Origin of the sequence: Empedobacter sp. UBA7620 (assembly GCF_002484185.1) — a bacterium.
Classification (GTDB): domain Bacteria; phylum Bacteroidota; class Bacteroidia; order Flavobacteriales; family Weeksellaceae; genus Empedobacter; species Empedobacter falsenii_C.
Genome location: NZ_DLJI01000066.1, coordinates 1,219 through 24,467, shown reverse-complemented (window position 1 = coordinate 24,467; position 23,249 = coordinate 1,219). Strand labels below are relative to the sequence as shown.

Annotated in this window: 18 protein-coding genes, 1 tRNA gene and 1 pseudogene; 4 read left to right on the top strand and 16 right to left on the bottom strand. The window is 33.2% G+C overall.

Annotated features, from left to right (window positions below):
* The first annotated feature begins 52 nt into the window (after positions 1 to 52).
* Positions 53 to 1,570: a Do family serine endopeptidase gene (locus B2217_RS16790; RefSeq protein ID WP_221853974.1), complete on the top strand. Its 1,518-nt coding sequence runs from the start codon at positions 53 to 55 to the stop codon at positions 1,568 to 1,570.
* Between the two features lie 631 nt (positions 1,571 to 2,201).
* On the top strand, positions 2,202 to 2,684 hold the full coding sequence (locus B2217_RS16785) for a hypothetical protein (RefSeq protein ID WP_291123325.1): 483 nt from the start codon (positions 2,202 to 2,204) through the stop codon (positions 2,682 to 2,684).
* On the opposite strand, the gene B2217_RS16780 is transcribed toward B2217_RS16785, so the two are convergent.
* Positions 2,656 to 3,171, bottom strand: a complete 516-nt coding sequence (locus B2217_RS16780) for a hypothetical protein (protein ID WP_052217481.1) — start codon at positions 3,169 to 3,171, stop codon at positions 2,656 to 2,658. The genes B2217_RS16785 and B2217_RS16780 overlap by 29 nt on opposite strands.
* 100 nt (positions 3,172 to 3,271) lie before the next feature.
* On the opposite strand from B2217_RS16780, the gene B2217_RS16775 reads away from it, so the two are divergent.
* Together B2217_RS16775 and B2217_RS16770 are read left to right on the top strand one after the other, a co-directional pair.
* A complete protein-coding gene (locus tag B2217_RS16775) occupies positions 3,272 to 3,847 on the top strand; it encodes a DUF3575 domain-containing protein (protein WP_038331077.1) in 576 nt (191 codons plus the stop codon).
* A gap of 150 nt (positions 3,848 to 3,997) precedes the next feature.
* Positions 3,998 to 5,203: an IS256 family transposase gene (locus B2217_RS16770; protein ID WP_291123322.1), complete on the top strand. Its 1,206-nt coding sequence runs from the start codon at positions 3,998 to 4,000 to the stop codon at positions 5,201 to 5,203.
* A 47-nt stretch (positions 5,204 to 5,250) separates the two neighbouring features.
* Here the strand turns inward: B2217_RS16770 and B2217_RS16765 are convergent, their stop codons facing one another.
* The 15 genes and pseudogenes from B2217_RS16765 to tuf form a co-directional block, all read right to left on the bottom strand.
* On the bottom strand, positions 5,251 to 7,272 hold the full coding sequence (locus B2217_RS16765) for a T9SS type A sorting domain-containing protein (RefSeq protein WP_291123319.1): 2,022 nt from the start codon (positions 7,270 to 7,272) through the stop codon (positions 5,251 to 5,253).
* Between the two features lie 136 nt (positions 7,273 to 7,408).
* Positions 7,409 to 8,503, bottom strand: a complete 1,095-nt coding sequence (locus tag B2217_RS16760; RefSeq protein ID WP_180905821.1) for a hypothetical protein — start codon at positions 8,501 to 8,503, stop codon at positions 7,409 to 7,411.
* Entirely contained in the window at positions 8,496 to 9,692 is a 1,197-nt protein-coding gene (locus tag B2217_RS16755; RefSeq protein ID WP_291123315.1) for a helix-turn-helix domain-containing protein, read from the bottom strand. Before B2217_RS16755 ends, B2217_RS16760 begins: the two co-directional genes overlap by 8 nt.
* Before the next feature lie 95 nt (positions 9,693 to 9,787).
* On the bottom strand, positions 9,788 to 11,107 hold the full coding sequence (locus B2217_RS16750; RefSeq protein WP_291123312.1) for a dihydrolipoamide acetyltransferase family protein: 1,320 nt from the start codon (positions 11,105 to 11,107) through the stop codon (positions 9,788 to 9,790).
* A 235-nt stretch (positions 11,108 to 11,342) separates the two neighbouring features.
* Positions 11,343 to 11,636 (bottom strand): DUF3467 domain-containing protein, encoded by a 294-nt coding sequence (locus tag B2217_RS16745; RefSeq protein WP_038331074.1) that lies wholly within the window; start codon positions 11,634 to 11,636, stop codon positions 11,343 to 11,345.
* Positions 11,636 to 15,913: a DNA-directed RNA polymerase subunit beta' gene (gene rpoC / locus B2217_RS16740; RefSeq protein WP_291123308.1), complete on the bottom strand. Its 4,278-nt coding sequence runs from the start codon at positions 15,911 to 15,913 to the stop codon at positions 11,636 to 11,638. Before rpoC ends, B2217_RS16745 begins: the two co-directional genes overlap by 1 nt.
* Positions 15,914 to 15,975: 62 nt before the next feature.
* Positions 15,976 to 19,818, bottom strand: a complete 3,843-nt coding sequence (rpoB, locus tag B2217_RS16735) for a DNA-directed RNA polymerase subunit beta (protein ID WP_125349434.1) — start codon at positions 19,816 to 19,818, stop codon at positions 15,976 to 15,978.
* Positions 19,819 to 19,920: 102 nt separating this feature from the next.
* Positions 19,921 to 20,289: a 50S ribosomal protein L7/L12 gene (gene rplL, locus B2217_RS16730; protein WP_019974307.1), complete on the bottom strand. Its 369-nt coding sequence runs from the start codon at positions 20,287 to 20,289 to the stop codon at positions 19,921 to 19,923.
* Between the two features lie 47 nt (positions 20,290 to 20,336).
* Positions 20,337 to 20,849: a 50S ribosomal protein L10 gene (gene rplJ, locus B2217_RS16725; protein WP_180906777.1), complete on the bottom strand. Its 513-nt coding sequence runs from the start codon at positions 20,847 to 20,849 to the stop codon at positions 20,337 to 20,339.
* 18 nt (positions 20,850 to 20,867) lie between these two features.
* Positions 20,868 to 21,563 carry a 50S ribosomal protein L1 gene (rplA, locus tag B2217_RS16720; protein ID WP_038331070.1) on the bottom strand — a complete coding sequence of 232 codons (696 nt, stop codon included), beginning with the start codon at positions 21,561 to 21,563 and terminating at the stop codon, positions 20,868 to 20,870.
* Positions 21,564 to 21,580: 17 nt separating this feature from the next.
* Positions 21,581 to 22,021: a 50S ribosomal protein L11 gene (rplK, locus tag B2217_RS16715; protein WP_038331069.1), complete on the bottom strand. Its 441-nt coding sequence runs from the start codon at positions 22,019 to 22,021 to the stop codon at positions 21,581 to 21,583.
* Positions 22,022 to 22,096: 75 nt separating this feature from the next.
* Positions 22,097 to 22,645: a transcription termination/antitermination protein NusG gene (nusG, locus tag B2217_RS16710; RefSeq protein WP_038331068.1), complete on the bottom strand. Its 549-nt coding sequence runs from the start codon at positions 22,643 to 22,645 to the stop codon at positions 22,097 to 22,099.
* A 32-nt stretch (positions 22,646 to 22,677) separates the two neighbouring features.
* The gene (gene secE / locus B2217_RS16705; RefSeq protein ID WP_038331172.1) at positions 22,678 to 22,866 is read right to left on the bottom strand and encodes a preprotein translocase subunit SecE; all 189 of its coding nucleotides are present in this window, start codon (positions 22,864 to 22,866) and stop codon (positions 22,678 to 22,680) included.
* Between the two features lie 15 nt (positions 22,867 to 22,881).
* A tRNA-Trp gene (locus B2217_RS16700) sits at positions 22,882 to 22,952 on the bottom strand.
* A 61-nt stretch (positions 22,953 to 23,013) separates the two neighbouring features.
* Positions 23,014 to 23,249: pseudogene (tuf, locus tag B2217_RS16695) on the bottom strand (elongation factor Tu); the annotation flags it as partial.

Sequence of the window (23,249 nt, the reverse complement as noted above, 5' to 3'; positions counted from 1 at the left end):
TTTGGTCTTAAATTTGATTAAATCTAAAACATTAAAAACTTATATAATAAAGATGAAAAAATATACAGGATACTTATTAGTTGGATTAGTGAGTTCTATGACAACAATGGGAGGTTTTTATTTGATGAACGAAAATGGAAGTAATCCATTTATTACAAACGCAAGTCATCAGAAAAACGGAGACTTTGAATTTGTAGATTATAAAGGAAATTATGGCTATGATGCGCCAAACTTTGTGCAGGCATCTAACAAAGCAGTACATACGGTTGTGAGTATCAAAAATTATTCGAATCAAAGACAGCAACAACAGCAACAAATGTTTGATCCTTTTGATTTCTTTTTTGGTCAACCAGAACAACAACAAAGAAGAAGACAACAACAGCAACCAGATCAAGATCAACCATCCGGAATGGGTTCTGGTGTAATTATTTCTCAAGATGGATATATAGTTACAAATAATCACGTGATACAAGGTGCTTCTAAGATTGAAGTGACTTTGAATAATCAAAAAAGTTATATTGCTGAATTAGTTGGAACTGATCCAAGTACAGATATTGCCTTATTGAAAATTAGTGAAAAAGGTTTACCATTCACAAAATTTGTCGATTCTGATGCGATTAATGTTGGAGATTGGGTATTAGCAGTTGGTAATCCATTTGGATTGACATCTACTGTTACAGCAGGTATTGTTTCGGCAAAAGGTCGTAGCATTAATATTTTAGGTAAAAATTCTGAATCACCAATCGAGTCGTTTATTCAAACCGATGCAGCGATTAATCCAGGAAACTCTGGTGGTGCTTTGGTAAATGCAAATGGAGATTTAATTGGTATCAATACAGCTATTTCTTCGCCAACAGGAGCTTATTCTGGTTACGGGTTTGCTGTTCCTGCAAACTTGGTAAAAAAAGTTGTTGAGGATATCAAATCGTACGGAATTGTACAACGTGGATATTTAGGTATCAAAGGTTTTGATTTATCGAATGAAGATGCTGTAAAACAATATAACAAACAGTTCAAAAAGAACATTAAAACCGATAATGGAGTAATGGTAACTGAATTGGTTGCGAAAGGATCAGCAATTGATTCTGGAATCGAAGAAGGAGACATCATTACAGCTGTAGATGGAAAACCAATTACATCTTTCTCTTCGTTATCATTCATCGTAGGTAGCAAACGTCCTGGTGACAATGTTGCACTTACTGTAAGACGTGGAAACTCTGAGAAAACATACAACATCACATTGAAAGATGCTAAAGGAAGCACTAAAGTGAGAAGCAAATCTGACTTAACGCCAACTGAAGTTCTTGGTGCAGAATTTGAGCCATTAACAGAACGTCAAAAAGATAGTTTCGGAATTAATTATGGTGTCATGGTAAAACATCTAGATAATGCAGGAAAATTAGCAGCAGCAGGTGTTCAAGAAGAATTTATTATCTTATCTATCAATGATAAAAATGTAAGTTCACAAGACGATATCGAAAAAATCTTAAAAAATTATAAAGGTCGCGTGTCAATTAAATTTGCAGATTATTACGGACGAATCTATACAAAAGGATTCACGATGGATTAAAATTTTGAGTAGATTTTAAATTTTAATAAATCATTATAAATAGCTACAACAAGATAAGTTGTAGCTATTTATCTTTACATTAAATTTGTTTAACGAAAAACTATCCCATATTTATTAAAAAAATTATTCTTTCACTCTTTCTTTTGTTTAGTTCTTTTTCTTATTAACAAGAAGTTCTATGGGGATCAACCTTAAGCTACTCTAATCAATCTGGAAACTTTGGTAAAGCAGGTTTATTTTTTCTTTTCGGCTTAGGTGATAATATGGTTGATTTTAAATTAGACTCAAATGCTAATATGGGATATATGCGAGATAATTTTCACGTAATTCCTGAAGTTGGCATTACAGGATATGTTGCCGCGAGCCAGTTGATGTATATTTTTTCCATTTGTAGAAAGTGAATTTACACCTTATACAATTACTCCAAAAGCTGGTATTTCATTAGCTTCTTTTGTAGATTTTGGTTTTGGATATGGTTTTAAGATTAATAAAAAAGATAGTTTTAAACCTATCAAAGGTTTTCAATTTTCAATTGGAGTAAATATACCTCTCAATTTGAAATAAAAAATCATTAATGATGATGAAAATTTATTTTTTGGGAGAAAGCTAAATAATTCATTAATTTTATCACATGAAAAAGTTCATCGCAATCTTTGTTTTTATCATTAGTTTTCAAGCGAAAGCACAACAAAATTTATCCGATTATTTTACAATTAATCTTGGTTATGAATATTGGAACGGAAATTACGGAAAAGTTGGAACAGATTTGTTCTTAGTACAAGATAACAACAATATTTTGACGTTTAGCGCCAATGCAAATTTGGGTTATATGAAAGATAAATTTCGTGTAATTCCTGAAGTTGGAGCTGGATATATGTTCAATTTTCACAACAATCCAGGTGATCCTTATAGTTCAAATTTTAGCTCTGCTTTTTATGTTATTCGCGCCGAAGTTTCTCCATGGACAATTACTCCAAAAGCTGGTATTGCAGTTTTGAGCATTGTAGAGTTAAATGCTGGTTATTCTTTCGAGTTTAGAGAAAATAAGAATTTTAAAGATATGAGCGGTTTCCGAGCTGGATTAACTATTCACTTGCCGACTCAGCTTTTTTAGCATTTCTAATACTTTTACGCAATTCTTTCAGACGAATATATAAATCTGAAGTCGACGCATTTTCTTCAATCGCATTAAAAATAAAGACACCTTTATCGATATAAAAGAAAATAATTGCTTCGTGATCAGCAACTTTAAAAGCGTTTGTAATCCCATTAATCTTGTTCTCAACCCAAGATAATTTGCATGTTTTCAAATCAAAAATATGATCTTCATTGCCCAAAATATCTTTGAAAATTAATTGATCTCCTTGTACATATAATACACCACTTCCCTGAAAAGATTTCATTTTAAGAAATCTCCCTTGCGGACGTCCAATATTGTAACGTACAACAGCTTTTAAGTCTACCTGATCTGGTAAACTTTTCAGTGTATGTTGTTCATTTTTCTCTCTGACTTTCGCATCAGATACGGCAATAACAAAGAATATCGAAACAAAAATTCCGAAAATCAAAAATATAATTAGGATTGATATGATTGGTGCCATAATGTACTTAAATGTTAAGTAAAGTTATAAAAAAGCTTGAATTAACATATAAATAAACTGCTTTTTTTACCTTAGCCTAGCAAACTGATAAAAATTACGAATGAATAAATTAATTTGGTTGTTATTTCCCGCCACAATCTTTGCTCAAAAAGGCGAAACACAAATCAAAGCAAATGCCTTAACTATGCCTCTTGCAATGATAAATCTTGGTGTAGAGCATGCACTTACAGATAGAATAACTTTACAAGCTGACGGATTTATCTCTCCTTGGAAATCATTTGCAGGAAATCATTTACAAATGTATATGGCTTTTGGTGAAGGTAGGTATTACTTTGATAAATCTTTTAGTAAATTTTATATAGGTCCAAACATTGGAGTCGGTTTCTTTGATATTCAAAAATGGAATTATTGGAACACTGATAAATACCAAAGAGGAGTAGCAATTTTAACTGGTGCTACAATTGGTTATCAAGTTAAGATCAACGAACATTGGGGATTAGATGTTTTTGTTGGTGGAGGGCATTCACAAGGAAATTACAAAGGTTATTATAAAGAAGACTCTCCTAATTTCGGAAGATATGATTCTGCGAAATCATTTAACAAAAGTGGTGAATGGATTCTGTACAAAGGCGGTGTAATGCTAACTTATAAATTTAAACGAAAAAAATCCAACTAAAATTAGTTGGATTTCTTTCATAATTAGTGTTAATTAGAATTAGAAAACTAAGATTTTTGGCAGTATCCAAAAAACTGTGTAAACATAAATTAAGGTGGGTTTAGTAACTCACCTTATTTATTTTATTAAATTTATAAAACACCGTTTATTATGAAAAAATCTGTAGCCAAATTTATCCAAGATCAAGGTCATTTAGAAGGGATCAAAACCCAAGAAGATCTAAGTAAATTATTAAAAGAATTGCATTCTGATTTATTAGAAGCCATGCTACAAGGCGAACTTGAAGCCCATTTAGGTTACTCAAAAAATGAGAAAAGTGACAATTCCAATGCACGTAATGGCACAACTTCAAAACGTTTAAAAAGCGAATATGGGGAATCTACAATAGAGGTTCCTCGAGATCGAGAAGGGAGTTTTGATCCAATTATTGTCCCAAAACATCAATCCAAATCAGTTTCTGTTGAAAATATGGTTATTTCGTTATATGCTAAAGGTCTAAGTGTTTCGGATATCGAATCTGAACTTTACGAATTATACGGCTATAAACTCTCTACATCAGCGATATCCATCATTACAGACAAAGTGAATAGTCAAGTTTTGGATTGGCAAAATCGTCCTCTAGAATCAATTTATTGCATTGTTTGGATGGATGGAATTGTGTTTAAGGTTCGTCAAGGAGGAAAAGTAATCAATAAAACGATTTATTTAGCAGTTGGTTTGAATCGCGAAGGACATAAGGAAATCCTAGGAATGTGGCTTGGAGAGAACGAATCTGCTGCTTTTTGGCAAGGTGTGATGACGGATTTAAAAGTTCGAGGCGTTGAAGATATTTTGATTACTGTAACCGATAATTTGAACGGATTTACAGGGGCAATCGCCAATATTTTCCCTCAAGCTAACACACAAATTTGTGTAGTTCACCAAATTCGAAATTCAGCTCGATATGTGGTTTGGAAAGATAAAAAAGAGTTTACCTCAGACATGAAATTGATTTATAATGCAACAAATAGAGAGATGGCAGCTCATGAATTAGACCGATTTGCAGAAAAATGGAATCAAAAATATCCTTATGCGATACAATCTTGGAGAAATAATTGGGACGAATTAACTGTATTTTTTGACTTTCCTATTGAAATCAGAAAAATTATTTACACTACCAACCTTATCGAAAATTTGAATGGAAAAGTGCGTAAATACACCAAAAATAAGATGGTATTCCCAACGGATGATGCACTGAAAAAATCGGTATATCTCTCATTGATCCAAATTTCTAAAAAGTGGACACAACCAATTCATAATTGGGGAATAATTTTAAATCAATTTTTAACTATATTTGAAAAAAGGGTTCAACTATAAAAAGTTAAACCCATCTGAAATGTATTTACACAAAATTTTGGACAGTGTCAGATTTTTGCTGTATTAGCTTTACCTTGCTTGTCTAACGTTTTGATGATATAAACTCCTTTATTCCATCCGTTTGTAAAAATTGTTTTAGAAGAATTTCCTGAAGAAATTAAATTACCGTTCATATTAAATACTTGATATGTTGCGTATTCATAATCAACTCGGATTTCTTTTACATTACTCAAATATTTTATTGATTGTTTATTTTTTTGAATATCATTAACTGCTAAACTTTCAAAAGGAAATTTATAGAAATCTGTTATAAATGATGTAGCAGAATAATCGCTTCCATAATAAACATACAAACGGTCATATTCTCCATTTCTTTTTGTTCCATAACCAGACATTGTAATATTTCCTTTTTCAGTTCTTCCAGAGAAACTTGCTAAAAGATTATTCTCATCTTGTGCAATACTATAAGTATTTGCAGCCTTATTATTTACTCTATCTTGATAAGCATACACATATTCAATTTTATCGTCATCGTTAACAATAGTTGGATTCAAAGTTAATGCATTAAGGAAAGGGGCGAACAATTCTGTTTCCAAAGTTATAGGTAATCTTACTTTTTTTACTTCTACACCTTTCGTATCATAATGTTTTACAATACCAAATGCCTTATCTCCTTCTACTTCACCAAAATTAAGTCCTACGACATAGTTGAATGTATTACCATTCGCAATTCTATTAAAATTTAAAGACAATAAATCATCATTATGAACTGCTGGAAAATCTTGAGCTAATTCTAGTTCAGGCAAATTATAAACCTTGATGTTAGATATTCCTTCACCGTTATCAATCAGCATAACAACTTGATCTTTTTGATTTGCTAATTCAGTTAATTCAATCCCGGTTTCTATACCTCCATTTGCGATATCTTCATTCAATGTTTTAAGAACTGTTCCATCCTCATTTACAACATAATAATTAAACCATTCGCGATCATTAGGCATATCATAAAATAAAGCACCATAAGTAAACTCTAACTTACTATCTGCATTATAAACATTAGAAGAAATGTCATATTTATCTGTATTATAAAACAATCCAAAAGTAGTCATTGGAATTGTGTACGGATTTTCTTCATCAAATCCTATCACTGGTAAATTATATGTCTTCTCTAATTTAAAAGTTTCAGCATCTATAAAATCCAAAGCAAATTTTGCATTTGTATTAAATTCTAATGTACTATTATCTAATAACTTTTCTGTATAATGAGAAAAAACTACATAATCTTTTCCATTCAAATTTTTATGTACTATTGGCATTCCTACATAAAAATTAGCAAGACTAAATGGAATTTTATATTCTAAATTTTTCGATGTATCAGTTAAATTAATTTTCTTAATTGTTACAAAATCATCATTCGTTTTATAAGTATACGCTTGTTGTTTTCCTTTCGAATCTGTTAAAAACTCTGCAGAAGTAGTATCCTCTTTATATAAAACTTCTCCTGCTTCATTTACAAACCAAATTTGATCTTTTACAGATTCTGGACCTTGTCCTCCATCTGTAAAATGCACATAAACCCCAACAATTAATTTATCATTATTGTCTAATATTTTTGCTGAAAAATCTGCGATTGCTTCTGCTCTTGTTGTTGTTTCTGGAATACTAATTGTAAATTGTTTATCTACTTTTAAATCATCCGTATATGTTTTTAATGTAAATGTTGCATTTGGTCCATATTTAGAATCAATAGAAAACAAAATCGTTTCATTATTATCTACATTTTTTCCATATGCCCAACGTTGCGCATTTATATTTCCAAAAGGTTTTATATCATTCTTCTCAGTCGCTCTACTTTTCACTGAACTATTAACTTGAGAAAATTCTCCAAAAGAATTAATATCTTTTCCTCTATTATAAGTTGTCCAATCAAAATTTCTTTTTAACGTCTCTTTCTTATCCTTCTTTATTCTTTCAAAAACTGTAGTATTCGATTTTTCGAAAATTGTTTGCGCATAAGTAGTTGAGCATAACCCAAAAATTGTTGCCAATAGAATAAAAGTCTTCTTCATAATTCAATGTGTTATTTAATTTTTTCAAATGAAAAAAATAATTATTGAATATGAAATTGAATTAGCTCTAATTTAAATGAATTTTACTTAAATTCATCAACACTAAAAACAATATAATTAATTAATAATAAATAAATTAACCTTTATTATTTCTGAAAATAGATTTTAAATTTAAAAAATTCTGATTTCTACTATTTTTTAGAAATAGTAGAAAAATAATGACAAGTAATAAGACTAATGGTAGTTTAAAAAAAGATAAGTTATACCAGAATCCTTGATCTTTATATAACAAAAAATTTAGGCTTTTCTCTTTTGCTTCTTGATTACTTTTTTCCAATTGCAAATTTATTTTTTTGATATAATCTATATATTTTTTGTAAGCAATATAATCTTGTTGATAAAAAGCATTTTGCGCCAAAATTCTATATACATACAAATTTACACTAATAGGTTCCGAAGCTTTTATTTCTTTTAAAACTTCTTTCAAAAGTTGATTGGAATATGTATAATCTTTTTTTGCTTGATAAATCCTTGCCAAGCTCGTTTTGGCAGACTGATCATATTCTTTTAGATTATTCTTTTTAATAACAAAAAAAGCTTCATCTAAGTACAATGTAGCAGAATCTAAGATCGATTTATCAATTAAACAATTTGATTTCTCAATATAAACTAACGCTAAATTGTTTAATGTACTTTGATTTAATTCTCTACTCTTATAAGATTTGATCGATTTATCGTAATATTTTAAAGCAAAATCGCAATCTAAATCATCTTTATATCCATTTCCTTTTATCCCGTAAATATTCCCTAAATACATTGGTCTTTTTTCTTCCGAAAATTCTTTCGAAAGAATTAAATTTTCAGATTTTTCGAGATAATAGCGAGATTGAGTATTAAATCCATACAATTGAAAAAGCTCACCTATTCTTCCTAAAATTCTAGCTTCATTAAAAGTATCTTTCTCTTTTTTAACATAATCATATGTTTCAAATGCGTATTTCAACGCATTATAAGTATCATCTAAAGAACTATATGCATTTGTTTTGATTAATCGAGCAGTAATTTGATCGTCTTTATTTTCTGAAGTTTTTATAATACGATTTGCCATTTCAATCGCTTTTTGCGGATTAAAATAAACATAATCGTATGCAATTCTCACACTATCTGATTTCTGAGCAAAACTGAAAGAAGTTCCGAATAAAAAAAGTAAAGTTAAAATTATATTATTCATCTTCATTTAAATTTTTTATAAAAACAGAAGGTGTAACACCTGTTACTAATTTAAAAAAAGTGGTAAAACTACTCTGAGATATAAAGCCGCTTTCTTTAGCTAAATGACTAATTTTATATAACCGAAATTTTTTATCTTCTTTTAATATTTTTACGATGTAATCTATGCGCAATTCATTAATGTAATTATTAAAACTTTTCTGTTTTACATTATTTAAAATAGATGATAAATACTTAATATTTGTATCTAAATCTTTGGCTAAAATTGAAATCGTGATCGTAGGATTTAGAAAACCTTTATTTTTCTCAAAATTTTCTAATTTCATTAAAATTTCGCTTTCAACTTTATCAGAAATTAGATTTGTTTTAACTATATTTTCTTCTATTCGCTTCTTTTTCTTATAAAAAATCAACGTTATAATGATTAATATAAATACAATAGATAAAACAACAGAAGCTCTTTTTAAATGTTTTTCTTTAATCTCTTTTTGAGATTTTTGTTGATCTATAAGTTTATTGACTAAATAATTTTGAGTTGTTTTCTTTTCAACATTCAAACGCTCTGCTAATTCATTTAATTGACTCGTATAAATCGCATATTCTTTAAGAGAATTAGTAGATAAAAAATAATTTTGAATTCTTTTTAACAAAATAAATCGTTCAACTTCATTTGCAATCTGCAAACTGTCAATCGTAACATTTGCTTCGTTCAAATTATTTATTTTTTTAGATATAATCGGACTAAAAGATAAATCATATTTAAGATTAATAAACTTGTTTCTAGTATCATTTATCCAAGCACTATCTTTTGTTTTGACTTTATTTAACAGTTTCTTCGATTCTTCCTTAAACCCTAAATAATAAAATAAATCTGATCCTATAAGATAGTATCGATCTTTCAATTCTTGATTATTTGATGCTAAAACTTCTGGTTCAATCGCGAAAAAAATATCTAAAGCCTCTGTATCTTTAGAAACGTATACTTTTATTTTTACTAAATCGAGTTGATAATTTAATTTTTGAATGGTGTTTGCAGAATTGTTAATCAAGTATTCATATATCTTAATACTTTTAGAATTATCTATTTTTAATTTCTCTACAGCTTCTTTATAGAACGCATTATTCTCCTCAACATCTTGAGAAAAACAGTATACAGAAAAAAATAAAACAAGTAGATAGATAAATCTCATCTTCATTACAACTAAACCTAATTGTAAAAATAAAAAAAACTCTGACTTAATCAGAGTTTTTAAGATGTTATATACGTTTTTTTATGATTCTAATATTACACAGGCGTATTCATATCGAAAGCCTCAAGATATTCGGCAACACGTTTTACAAACATACCTCCTAAAGCGCCATCCACAACACGGTGATCGTAAGCATGAGATAAGTACATTTTATGACGAATTGCAATCATATCTCCTTGTGGAGTTTCGATAACAGCAGGTTTTTTCACAATTGCACCAACAGCTAAAATAGCTACTTGTGGTTGAGGAATAATTGGCGTTCCTAATGTATTTCCGAAAGAACCAATATTTGTAATTGTATACGTTCCTCCTTGAATTTCTGCTGGTTTCAATTTATTGTTACGAGAACGATTTGCTAAATCATTAACCTGAGAAGCTAGACCTGCTAAATTAAATTGATCTGCATTTTTTATTACAGGAACAATTAAATTTCCACTTGGTAAAGCAGCCGCCATTCCAATATTAATATTTTTCTTCTTGATAATTTTATCTCCATCAACCGAAACATTAATCATTGGGAAATCTTGGATTGCTTTTGCTACAGCTTCGATAAAAATTGGCATGAAGGTAATTTTCTCACCATGTTTCTTCTGAAACTCATTTTTATTTTTATCTCTCCACAACACAATATTCGTCATATCAACTTCTACGAAAGACGTTACGTGAGGCGCAATTTGTTTTGCTTGTAGCATATTTTGCGCAATAATCTTACGCATTCTATCCATTTCGATGATTTCATCACCTTCACCAACAGAAATTGGCGCAGATTGCACTTGTGGTGCTTGAGCTTGAGCGACTGGTGCAGCAATAGAAGTCGTAGCAACTGGTTTCGCTGGTTGATTACCTCTATTTTTAACGAAATTTAAAATATCATCTTTCGTTACACGTCCGTCTTTTCCAGAACCTGAAATTTGATCTAACTCAGCCTGAGAAACTCCTTCTTCTTTAGCAATAGATTTTACCAAAGGAGAATAAAATTTATCATCAGACGAAGTAATAACTGTTTCAGTTTTGATTGTTGCAACTTCAGCCTCGATAGATTTTGCAGCATCAGCAATTTCTTGATCGCTATTTGTATCTACTTCTTCTGCCGAATCAGCTTGTTCTACAACTCCATCAACAGACAAAATTGCGATAGGCTCACCTACTTTTGCAATTCCATCTACTGGAACTAAGATTTCTTTTAAAACTCCCGCCACTGGCGAAGGAACATCAGAATCTACTTTATCAGTTGCGATTTCTACAACCGATTCATCTTCACTAATCGAATCACCAATATTCTTGATCCAATTTGTTACAGTAGCTTCCATTACACCTTCTCCCATAGAAGGTAGAATTAATTTATAGTCAGACATTCTTGTGTTATTTGCTAAATACAAATCTAAACATTTTTTCGATTCAAAAAAATACTGTTAAAAAGATTAATGTATTTTATTTTTAAATTATTCGTATTAATATCACAAATAATTATCAATTTAATAATTGATCTAACATTTATAAGATTATTTTTAATGATTTGATAGTTTTGATTGCATAAAAAAATCCCCCAATCTAAGATTGAGGGACTTTTTGAAATATTAAGAATGATTCTTAAGCTTCGTAAGTTGCAGTACCGTTGTTTACTTGAGGTTCTTTGATTTCACCAAAGCTTTTCTCGAAGTTAGTTACGTTTTCTGCTAACGATTGAGATAATTGTTTTGCTTGTAATGGAGACAAAATAATTCTTGATTTTACTGATGGTCTAGCACCTGGTAAAAATTGAACGAAATCTACAACGAACTCAGATGGTGAGTGGTTGATGATTGCTCCTGTAGCATAAACACCTTGAGCTACTAATTCGTTTAACTCAATGTTTAATCCTTCGTTTTGTTGATTTTCTGACATTATAATTCTTGTTTTGCGTTTATTAATTCCTCGTATTCACGGTTAGATCCTACGATGATGTTTTGATACTCTTTTAATCCAGTTCCGGCAGGAATTAAGTGTCCAACAATAACGTTTTCTTTTAATCCTACTAAACCGTCTACTTTACCAGCTACAGCTGCTTCGTTAAGAACTTTTGTAGTTTCCTGGAACGATGCCGCAGACATGAAAGATTTAGTTTGTAAAGACGCTCTTGTAATCCCTTGTAAAACTGCTTCTGCTGTTGCAGGTAAAGCTTCACGAGCTGTTACTAAGTTTTTATCTTCACGTTTTAATTTAGAGTTTTCGTCACGTAATTCGCGAACTGTGATGATTTGTCCTGCACTTAATGTATCAGAATCACCAGCATCTTCTACGACTTTCATACCGAATAAACGATCATTTTCTTGCATGAAATCATCTTTGTGCTCTAAACTATCTTCTAAGAATCTTGAATCTCCTGAGTCTACAATACGAACTTTACGTAACATTTGACGTACGATAATTTCGAAGTGTTTGTCATCGATTTTTACCCCTTGTAAACGGTATACATCTTGAATCTCGTTTACTAAGTATTCTTGAACCGCTGTTGGTCCTAAGATTCTTAAAATATCTTCTGGTGTAATTGCTCCATCTGATAAAGGCTCACCTGCACGTACAAAGTCATTTTCTTGAACTAAGATTTGTGCTGATAATTTAACTAAGTAACGACGGATTTCACCATTTTTAGATTCAACGATGATTTCACGGTTACCACGTTTTATTTTACCGAAAGATACAACTCCATCCATTTCACAAACAACTGATGGGTTAGATGGATTACGAGCTTCTAACAACTCTGTAATACGAGGTAAACCTCCTGTAATATCGCCAGATTTAGCTGACTTACGAGGAATCTTAACTAAGATTTTACCTGCATTAATTTTTTCTCCATCATTTACCATTAAGTGTGCACCTACTGGTAAGTTGTATGTTTTTTCTTCACCATCAATCGTGATAACTCTTAACGCTGGAACTAATTTTTTATTACGTGATTCAGAAATAACTTTTTCTTGGAATCCTGTTTGCTCATCGATTTCAATTTGGAAAGTTACCCCTTGCTCTAATTGTTCGTACTCGATTTTACCAGTAGATTCCGCGATGATAACCCCATTATAAGGATCCCAACTTGCAATCTCTTGACCTTTTTGAACTTTAGCTCCGTTTTTAACAGATAAGATAGTACCATAAGCGATGTTAGTTTGTTGACGAACGTTTCCTAATTCATCAATTACTTTCATCTCTGTAGAACGAGAAACAACTGTATCTACTTTGTTACCTGCATCATCTGTCGATTCAACAGTACGTAAGTCGTCAAACTCAACTGTACCATCAACTTTAGCATTAATTGTATTTTGCTCAGAAACGTTACCCGCAGTACCCCCAACGTGGAAAGTACGTAATGTTAACTGTGTACCAGGCTCACCAATAGATTGTGCAGCAACTACACCAACTGATTCACCTTTCTGAACACCTTTACCTGTAGCTAAGTTACGTCCGTAACATTTAGCACAAATTCCAGTTTTCGCTTCACATGTTAATGGAGAACGAACTTCTACATTTTCAATACCAGCTGCTTCTAAAGCATCACCAATATCTTCTGTAATAATGTTACCAGCAGAAATGATTAATTCACCATTATCTGGGTTGTAAATATCATTTAATGAAGTACGACCTAATACACGAGAAGATAAACTTTCGATGATTTCCTCTTTTTTCTTAAGTGCAGATACTTCTAAACCTCTTAATGTACCACAATCTTCGTGCATTACGATAACGTCTTGTGCAACGTCAACTAAACGACGAGTCAAGTATCCAGCATCGGCAGTTTTTAAGGCAGTATCGGCAAGACCTTTACGCGCACCGTGCGAAGAAATAAAGTACTCTAAGATAGACAGACCTTCACGGAAGTTAGAGATAATTGGGTTTTCGATGATATCCCCACCAGTAGAACCAGCTTTTTGAGGTTTAGCCATCAATCCACGCATACCTGATAACTGACGAATTTGCTCTTTAGATCCACGTGCTCCAGAATCAAGCATCATGAATACAGAGTTAAATCCTTGTTGATCTTCTGTCATACGTTTCATTACAATTTCTGTTAATGTCGCGTTTGTTGTTGTCCAAACATCAATAACTTGGTTGTAACGTTCGTTATTTGTAATAAGACCCATGTTATAGTTCATCTTAATGTTCTCAACTTGGTTGATCGCACCTGAGATAAGGTCTTTCTTTTGTTCTGGGATTAAGATATCTCCTAATGAGAATGATAAACCACCCTCGAAGGCATTACGGTATCCTAATTGTTTCATATCATCTAAGAAAGCAGCCGTTGTAGGGAAATCTGTAATCTTGATAATTTTATTAATAATTGTACGTAACGATTTTTTCGTTAATACTTCATTAATATAACCTACTTGTTTCGGAACGATTTGGTTGAATAACACACGTCCTACAGAAGTTTCGATTAATTGATTTTCTATCAACTCCTCTCCTACACGAATTGTTCCTTTTACACGAATTGGCGCGTTTAAGTCAACAGCTCCTTCGTTGTATGCAATTTGAACTTCTTCATCTGAATAGAAAGTTAATCCTTCTCCTTTTACTGTAAATTGGTGGTCTGTACGACGAATTTTCGTCATGTAGTAAAGACCTAAAACCATATCCTGAGAAGGTACAGTAATTGGAGAACCATTTGCAGGATTCAAAATATTTTGAGAAGCCAACATTAATAATTGTGCTTCTAAAACAGCTTCTGGTCCTAATGGTAAGTGAACAGCCATCTGGTCACCATCGAAATCGGCATTGAAGGCAGTACACACTAATGGGTGTAAACGAATTGCTTTACCTTCGATTAATTTCGGTTGGAATGCTTGGATACCTAAACGGTGTAACGTAGGGGCACGGTTTAATAAAACTGGATGACCTTTGATTACATTTTCTAAAATATCCCAAACAACTGGCTCTTTTCTATCGATAATTTTCTTAGCCGATTTAACTGTTTTTACAATTCCACGCTCGATTAATTTACGAACTACGAATGGTTTGTATAATTCAGCTGCCATATCTTTTGGTAAACCACATTCGTGTAATTTAAGTGTTGGTCCAACAACAATTACAGAACGAGCAGAATAATCTACACGTTTACCTAATAAGTTTTGACGGAAACGACCTTGTTTACCTTTTAATGAATCAGATAATGATTTTAACGGACGGTTACCATCAGCTTTTACAGCAGATGCTTTACGCGTGTTATCAAATAATGAATCAACCGCTTCTTGTAACATACGTTTTTCATTACGTAAGATTACTTCTGGCGCTTTGATTTCCATTAATCGTTTCAAACGATTGTTACGGATAATTACACGACGATATAAATCATTTAAATCTGATGTTGCAAAACGACCACCATCTAATGGAACTAACGGACGTAATTCTGGTGGAATAACCGGAATAACGCGCATTACCATCCATTCTGGACGGTTTACGTGGTGCATATTTGACTCACGTAACGACTCAACAACTTGTAAACGTTTTAACGCTTCTGTACGACGTTGTTTAGAAGTTTCGTTGTGTGCTTTGTGTCTTAATTCGTAAGATAACTCATCTAAATTGATACGAGATAATAGGTCTTCTAATGCTTCAGCACCCATTTTCGCAACGAATTTATTAGGATCTGTATCTTCTAGATATTGATTCTCGATTGGAAGAGTTTCTAAGATATCTAAATACTCTTCTTCTGATAAGAAATCTAATCTATTTAATTCTTCACCTTCTGGTCCTTTTGCGATACCTGGTTGAATCACTACATATCTTTCATAGTAAATTACCATGTCTAATTTCTTAGATGGTAATCCTAAGATGTAACCAATTTTGTTTGGTAATGAACGGAAATACCAAATATGTGCAATTGGCACAACAAGATTGATGTGTCCAATACGCTCACGACGAACTTTCTTTTCAGTAACTTCAACCCCACAACGGTCACAAACGATACCTTTATAACGGATTCTTTTATATTTTCCGCAGGCACATTCGTAATCTTTTACAGGTCCAAAGATACGCTCACAGAATAACCCGTCACGCTCTGGTTTGTGCGTTCTATAGTTAATCGTTTCAGGTTTTAAAACTTCACCTTTAGATTCTTGAAGAATCGATTCTGGAGAAGCTAACCCGATACGGATTTTTGAGAATTGACTTGTTTTATTTTTTGTTGACATATAGAAATGTATCTAACAATTATATTATTATAACGAAAAAGGTAGAATAATAGGTTGCCCTATTATTCTTCCAAGTTTATGTCTAATCCAAGACCTTGTAATTCATGTAACAATACGTTAAATGATTCTGGAATACCAGGTTCTGGCATTGGCTCTCCTTTTACGATTGCTTCGTAAGTTTTCGCACGTCCAATTACGTCATCCGACTTAACTGTTAAGATTTCGCGTAAGATATTAGATGCACCGAATGCTTCTAATGCCCAAACCTCCATCTCTCCGAAACGTTGTCCACCGAATTGTGCTTTACCTCCTAATGGTTGTTGAGTAATTAATGAGTATGGTCCGATAGAACGCGCGTGCATTTTGTCGTCAACCATGTGTCCTAATTTCAACATGTAAATCACCCCTACAGTAGCTTTTTGATCAAAACGTTCTCCAGTATTACCGTCATATAAATATGTTGTACCGTGTTTTGGAATACCTGCTTCTTCTGTGATGCGATCGATATCAGCGATTTCAGCACCATCGAAGATAGGTGTAGCAAATTTTTGACCCATTTTAAGTCCAGCCCATCCTAATACCGTTTCATAAATCTGACCGATATTCATACGAGATGGTACCCCAAGTGGATTAAGTACGATATTTACTGGCGTTCCGTCTTCTAAGAAAGGCATATCTTCGTCGCGAACGATACGTGCAACAATACCTTTGTTACCGTGACGTCCTGCCATTTTATCCCCTACTCTTAGTTTACGTTTTTTCGCAATGTAGATTTTCGCTAATTTAACGATACCTGCAGGTAACTCGTCTCCAACAGAGATTGTAAATCTTTCGCGGTTAAGTGCTCCTTGTAAATCGTTGTACTTAATTTTGTAATTATGTAACAATTCTTTTACTAATTCGTTCTTATCCTCGTCTGTTGTCCAAAGAGATTCTGCACCAGTTAAGTTTAAGAAATCTTCAACATTAGATAAGATTTTTTGTGTGTATTTTACACCTTTCTTGATCACTTCTTCGTTCAAGTCGTTGTAAATACCTTGAGAAGTTTTTCCGTTTAATAAAACGTATAATTTCTCTAATAAAATCTCTCTTAATTCATTGAATTTAACGTCGTACTCAGCTTCTACACTATCAATGATAGCTTTGTCTTGAGAACGTTTACGTTTATCCTTAATACTACGTGAGAATAATTTTTTATCGATAACAACACCGCGTAATGACGGAGAAGCTTTAAGAGAAGCATCTTTTACATCACCTGCTTTGTCACCAAAGATCGCACGTAATAATTTTTCTTCTGGAGTTGGATCAGATTCTCCTTTTGGAGTAATCTTACCAATCAAGATATCACCAGGTTTTACTTCTGCTCCGATACGGATCATACCGTTTTCGTCTAAGTCTTTTGTAGCCTCTTCCGAAACGTTAGGAATGTCTGAAGTTAATTCTTCCATACCTAATTTTGTATCACGTACATCTAATGAATACTCATCGATGTGGATAGATGTAAACCAGTCTTCGCGAACAGCTTTCTCAGAGATTACAATGGCATCCTCGAAGTTGTACCCCTGCCAAGGCATGAAGGCAACAACCATATTACGACCAATTGCTAATTCTCCTCCTTCTGTTGCATAACCTTCAGATAAAACTTGTCCTTTCTCTACACGATCACCAACTTTTACAATTGGTTTCAACGTAATTGTAGTTCCTTGATTGGTTTTTCTGAATTTTGTTAAATTATATGTTTTCTCAGCAGTATCGAAGCTTACTAATTCTTCGTCTTCTGAACGATCATATTTAATTGTTATAATGTCAGCATCAACATAAGTTACTGTACCTTCACGTTCTGCATTTACTAAGATTCTTGAATCTTTTGCAACTTGTTTTTCTAATCCAGTACCTACAATTGGTGCTTGAGGTTTTAATAATGGAACTGCCTGACGCATCATGTTCGATCCCATTAACGCACGGTTGGCGTCATCATGCTCCAAGAAAGGAATTAATGATGCTGAGATAGAAGCAATCTGGTTAGGTGCAACGTCGATTAAATCAACTTCTGCTGGTGTTACAACAGGGAAATCCCCATCTTCACGAGCAGTTACACGTTCAGTAGCAATAGTACCATCGTCTGTCATGTCGATATTGGCTTGAGCAATTACTTTTGATTCCTCCTCTTCCGCAGTTAAATAGATTGGTGCTGATTCGACGTCCACTTTTCCATCTTCTACTTTTCTGTACGGTGTTTCGATAAACCCTAAGTTATTAACTTTAGCGAATACACATAATGACGAAATCAAACCAATGTTTGGTCCCTCAGGAGTTTCAATTGGACATAAACGTCCGTAATGAGTGTGGTGTACGTCACGTACCTCGAATCCCGCTCTTTCTCTTGATAAACCTCCAGGTCCTAATGCTGATAAACGACGTTTGTGTGTAATCTCTGATAATGGATTTGTTTGGTCCATGAACTGAGATAACTGGTTCGTTCCGAAGAATGAGTTGATAACAGATGATAATGTTTTAGCATTAATCAAATCGATTGGTGTAAACACCTCGTTGTCACGAACATTCATTCTTTCGCGGATAGTTCTAGCCATACGAGCTAAACCTACTCCGAATTGGCTAGCCATTTGCTCACCTACCGTTCTTACACGACGGTTAGATAAGTGGTCAATATCATCCACCTCTGCTTTAGAGTTGATTAATTCGATTAAGTATTTAATAATCGAAATGATATCTTCACGAGTCAATACTTGTACGTCCTCGCTAATGCTTAAGCCTAATTTTTTATTTAATCTGTAACGACCTACTTCACCTAATGAATAACGTTGATCAGAGAAGAATAATTTGTCAATAATTCCTCTTGCTGTTTCCTCATCTGGTGGCTCAGCGTTACGTAATTGTCTATAGATGTACTCTACTGCCTCTTTTTCAGTGTTAGTAGGGTCTTTTTGTAAAGTATTATGGATAATTCCATAATCAGCAGAATTGATATCTTCTTTGTGTAATAAGATCGTCTTAACACCAGAATCTACGATTTGATCGATGTGATCTTTCTCTAAGATTGTTTCACGGTCTAAAATAATTTCATTACGCTCGATAGATACAACTTCTCCTGTATCTTCATCTACGAAATCCTCGTGCCATGTATTTAATACACGCGCAGCAAGTTTACGACCTACAACTTTCTTTAAATTAGCTTTATTAACTTTTACTTCTTCAGCTAAGTCGAAAATTTCTAAGATATCTTTATCTCTTTCGTATCCGATAGCACGTAATAAAGTAGTTAATGGTAACTTTTTCTTACGATCGATGTAAGCGTACATTACGCTGTTGATGTCTGTTGCGAACTCAATCCAAGATCCTTTGAAAGGAATGATACGAGATGAGTACAATTTTGTACCATTCGCGTGGAAAGATTGTCCGAAGAATACCCCAGGAGAACGGTGTAATTGAGATACAATAACACGCTCTGCACCATTAATAATGAATGATCCTGAAGGAGACATGTAAGGAATTGTTCCTAAGTATACGTCTTGCACTACAGTTTCGAAATCTTCGTGTTCTTCGTCCGTACAGTACAATTTAAGACGAGCTTTCAATGGTACGCTGTACGTTAATCCTCTTTCGATACACTCATCAATTGTGTAACGTGGTGGATCTACGAAATAATCTAAGAATTCTAAAACAAACTGATTGCGAGTATCCGTAATTGGAAAATTCTCAGCAAATGTTCGGTAAAGACCTTCATTTTTTCGTTGGTCAGGTCTTGTTTCCAACTGGAAAAAATCTTCAAACGATTTGATCTGAATGTCAAGGAAATCTGGGAACTGAGCGACTGCTTTTGCAGAAGAGAAGTTCAATCTTTCTTTTTTCTCAGTCGAGTTGCTTAATGTTGCTTTAGTGGCCAATTTCGAATGAATTTTGGTTTATATAATGACTTTATGCGTAAAAAGGTTTAGACCTAACACGTCCTGTGTTAGGTCCAAACCTATATTTTTGAGTAATAAAAATTACTTCAATTCTACTACTGCACCAGCTTCTTCTAGCTGTTTCTTTAAAGCTTCAGCTTCGTCTTTAGAAACTGCTTCTTTAACTGTTGCTGGAGTTGAATCTACTAAATCTTTAGCTTCTTTTAATCCTTTACCAGTTAATTCTTTAACTAATTTAACAACTGCTAATTTAGATGCACCTGCTTCTTTTAAGATTACGTCGAATTCTGATTGCTCTTCAGCAGCTTCACCTGCTCCACCTGCAGCAACAACTACAGCAGCAGCAGCTGGTTCGATTCCGTACTCATCTTTTAAGATTGTAGATAATTCATTAACTTCTAAAACTGTTAAGTTTACTAACTCTTCAGCTAATTTTTTTAAATCTGCCATTTTAATGCTTTTTGTTTTTTTAAACTTTTATTTGATATGAGTGTGTCTTATTCTTCTGAAGCTCCTTCTTCTGCTTTTGCAGCGTCTTTGTTCTCTAATTGAGAAACAACAGTTTTGATTGGAGATTGAAGTAACATGATGATGTCTGCGATTAATTCTTCGCGAGATTTCAATGCTACTAATTGTGGTAATTTGTCATCACCTACGAATGTATTATCTTCAATCCAAGCTCCTTTTAAAATAGGTTTTTCAGATTTCTTTCTGAAAGTATCGATTACTTTAGCTGGTGCGTTACCAACTTCAGCAGTCATTAATGCTGTATTTCCTTTTAAAGATCCGTAAAGCTCTTCGAAGTTTTTGTCTTCGATTTGCTCCATAGCTTTCTTTAATAAAGTGTTTTTTACTACGCGTAAAGATACATTGCTTTTGTAGCAAGCTCTTCTTAATTCAGTAGTATTAACAGCGTTTAATCCTTCGATATCTGCTAAGTAGATGATTTTTGCTTCTGCTAATACAGCTTGCAATTCATCTATCATATTTGCTTTATCTTGTTTTGTCATTGCCATAATCTACTAATTTTAAGCGTTTACACTTTTTGGATCTACTGATACACCTACAGATTGAGTTGTAGAAAGCGTAATGCTTTTTACATATGTTCCTTTAGCAGCTGTTGGTTTTAATTTAATTAAAGTTTGAATTAGTTCATTCGCATTTTCTTTAATTTTATCAGCATCGAAAGATACTTTACCAACTGCAGCGTGGATGATTCCGTAACGGTCTACTTTGAAGTCGATTTTACCTGCTTTTACTTCAGAAACGGCTTTACCAACTTCTAAAGTTACAGTACCTGATTTTGGGTTAGGCATTAATCCACGAGGTCCTAAAACACGTCCTAATGGTCCTAATTTACCCATAACTGCTGGCATAGTAACGATAACGTCAACATCTGTCCAACCTTCTTTAATTTTTTGTAAGTATTCGTCTAATCCTACATAGTCTGCACCTGCTGCTTTAGCTTCTGCTTCTTTATCTGGAGTAACTAATGCTAATACTTTTACATCTTTACCTGTTCCGTGTGGTAATGAAACTACACCACGAACCATTTGGTTAGCTTTCTTAGGATCTACACCTAAACGAACTGCTATATCTACAGAAGCATCAAACTTAGCGTAGTTAACTTCCTTTACCAATGATGATGCTTCATCAATAGAGTAAAGTTTGTTTTTTTCTACTTTAGCTAATACCTCTTTTTGTCTTTTTGTTAACTTTGCCATTTCCTAAAATGTTTTAATTATTCTGGAGCTTGCCCACCTTTTACAGTTATACCCATAGAACGTGCAGTTCCAGCAACCATTTTCATAGCAGATTCAACAGTAAAACAGTTCATGTCCGCTAATTTGTCTTCAGCAATAGCTCTAACTTGATCCCAAGTAACAGTACCAACTTTTTGACGGTTTGGTACACCTGATGCTTTTTTCAATTTCGCAGCTTCCATTAACTGAATAGCAGCTGGTGGAGTTTTAATTACGAAATCGAATGATTTGTCTTGATACACAGTAATAACAACTGGTAACACTGCACCTTGTTTTTCTTGTGTACGTCCATTAAATTGTTTACAAAACTCCATGATGTTAACACCTGCAGCACCTAAAGCTGGCCCTACTGGTGGCGAAGGATTTGCTTGTCCTCCTTTAACTTGAAGTTTTACAACTTTTTCAATTTTTTTTGCCATTTTTTTAATTCTTAAAATTAAGCGTTATGTGGAAGCAGCCTAAATTTCTACTTTTAATTTGTTGATAGATTTTGATTATGCAATCTTTTCAACTTGGTTAAAACTTAACTCTAGTGGTGTTTTACGTCCGAAGATTAAAACCATCACTTCAAGTTTACGTTTATCTTCAATGATTTTCTCAACTGTTCCGTTGAAGCCATTGAATGGTCCGTCGATTACTTTTACCGTTTCTCCTACGATGTAAGATATTCCTAAATTTGTATCGATGTTTTCTGCTAATTCGTCAACTTTACCTAACATTCGGTTAACTTCCGATTGTCTCATTGGTACAGGATCACCTCCTTTCGTTGCACTCAAAAAGCTAATTACACCCGATGTATTCTTTACCATGTGAGGAATTTCCCCTACAAGTTCAGCTTCTATCATGATGTAACCAGGAAAGTGTACTTTTTCCTTTTGATATTTTTTACCGTTACGGATTTGAATCACTTTTTCCATAGGAACAACAATTTGTCCTACATAATCATTCAAATTTTGGTACTGAATTTCTCTTTCAATATAATCCTTAACTTTTAGCTCTTGTCCAGCTACAGTCTTGATTACATACCATTTCTTTTCACTCATGATTCTAATTACTAAACGGGATATTTTACAAACTAAAAAGCGCCGTAGATAAAGTTAAGCACTTGTGTGAATAATGTATCTACCGCATATAAAAATATAGCTAACAAAACTGTAGCTATTGCAACAATAATTGTGTCTCTTTGTAGATCTGAGAATGATGGCCATGTTACATGATCTTTAAATTCTACAAAGGAATCTTTAAAATATTGTACGACTTTCATATCGTTTTCATTTAGCACGGGCACAAGGATTCGAACCCTGATCAACGGTTTTGGAGACCGCTATTCTACCATTGAACTATGCCCGTAGAATAAAAAGAGTGGTAATCATTGAAGATTACCACATCTTCTATATTATATTTTGACTAATTAGTCTAAAATTTCAGTTACCTGACCAGCACCTACTGTACGTCCACCTTCGCGGATTGCGAAACGTAAACCTTCGTTTAATGCGATTGGTTGTAATAATTCAACTGTAATAGTTAAGTTATCTCCTGGTAAAACCATCTCAACTCCTTCTGGTAAGTTGATTTCCCCTGTTACGTCAGTTGTACGTACGTAGAACTGTGGACGGTAACGGTTGTGGAATGGAGTGTGACGACCAC

What these genes read in the sequence shown, in the direction of transcription:
- nusG (WP_038331068.1), bottom strand. Translation starts at nt 22,645, where the DNA reads ATGAGTGAAAAGAAATGGTATGTAATCAAGACTGTAGCTGGACAAGAG.
- rplK (WP_038331069.1), bottom strand. Translation starts at nt 22,021, where the DNA reads ATGGCAAAAAAAATTGAAAAAGTTGTAAAACTTCAAGTTAAAGGAGGA.
- rpoC (WP_291123308.1), bottom strand. Translation starts at nt 15,913, where the DNA reads ATGTCAACAAAAAATAAAACAAGTCAATTCTCAAAAATCCGTATCGGG.
- B2217_RS16785 (WP_291123325.1), top strand. Translation starts at nt 2,202, where the DNA reads ATGAAAAAGTTCATCGCAATCTTTGTTTTTATCATTAGTTTTCAAGCG.
- B2217_RS16775 (WP_038331077.1), top strand. Translation starts at nt 3,272, where the DNA reads ATGAATAAATTAATTTGGTTGTTATTTCCCGCCACAATCTTTGCTCAA.
- B2217_RS16780 (WP_052217481.1), bottom strand. Translation starts at nt 3,171, where the DNA reads ATGGCACCAATCATATCAATCCTAATTATATTTTTGATTTTCGGAATT.
- B2217_RS16750 (WP_291123312.1), bottom strand. Translation starts at nt 11,107, where the DNA reads ATGTCTGACTATAAATTAATTCTACCTTCTATGGGAGAAGGTGTAATG.
- rplL (WP_019974307.1), bottom strand. Translation starts at nt 20,289, where the DNA reads ATGGCAGATTTAAAAAAATTAGCTGAAGAGTTAGTAAACTTAACAGTT.
- rplA (WP_038331070.1), bottom strand. Translation starts at nt 21,563, where the DNA reads ATGGCAAAGTTAACAAAAAGACAAAAAGAGGTATTAGCTAAAGTAGAA.
- B2217_RS16770 (WP_291123322.1), top strand. Translation starts at nt 3,998, where the DNA reads ATGAAAAAATCTGTAGCCAAATTTATCCAAGATCAAGGTCATTTAGAA.
- B2217_RS16760 (WP_180905821.1), bottom strand. Translation starts at nt 8,503, where the DNA reads ATGAATAATATAATTTTAACTTTACTTTTTTTATTCGGAACTTCTTTC.
- B2217_RS16745 (WP_038331074.1), bottom strand. Translation starts at nt 11,636, where the DNA reads ATGTCAGAAAATCAACAAAACGAAGGATTAAACATTGAGTTAAACGAA.
- B2217_RS16790 (WP_221853974.1), top strand. Translation starts at nt 53, where the DNA reads ATGAAAAAATATACAGGATACTTATTAGTTGGATTAGTGAGTTCTATG.
- B2217_RS16755 (WP_291123315.1), bottom strand. Translation starts at nt 9,692, where the DNA reads ATGAGATTTATCTATCTACTTGTTTTATTTTTTTCTGTATACTGTTTT.
- secE (WP_038331172.1), bottom strand. Translation starts at nt 22,866, where the DNA reads ATGAAAGTCGTACAATATTTTAAAGATTCCTTTGTAGAATTTAAAGAT.
- B2217_RS16765 (WP_291123319.1), bottom strand. Translation starts at nt 7,272, where the DNA reads ATGAAGAAGACTTTTATTCTATTGGCAACAATTTTTGGGTTATGCTCA.
- rplJ (WP_180906777.1), bottom strand. Translation starts at nt 20,849, where the DNA reads ATGACAAAACAAGATAAAGCAAATATGATAGATGAATTGCAAGCTGTA.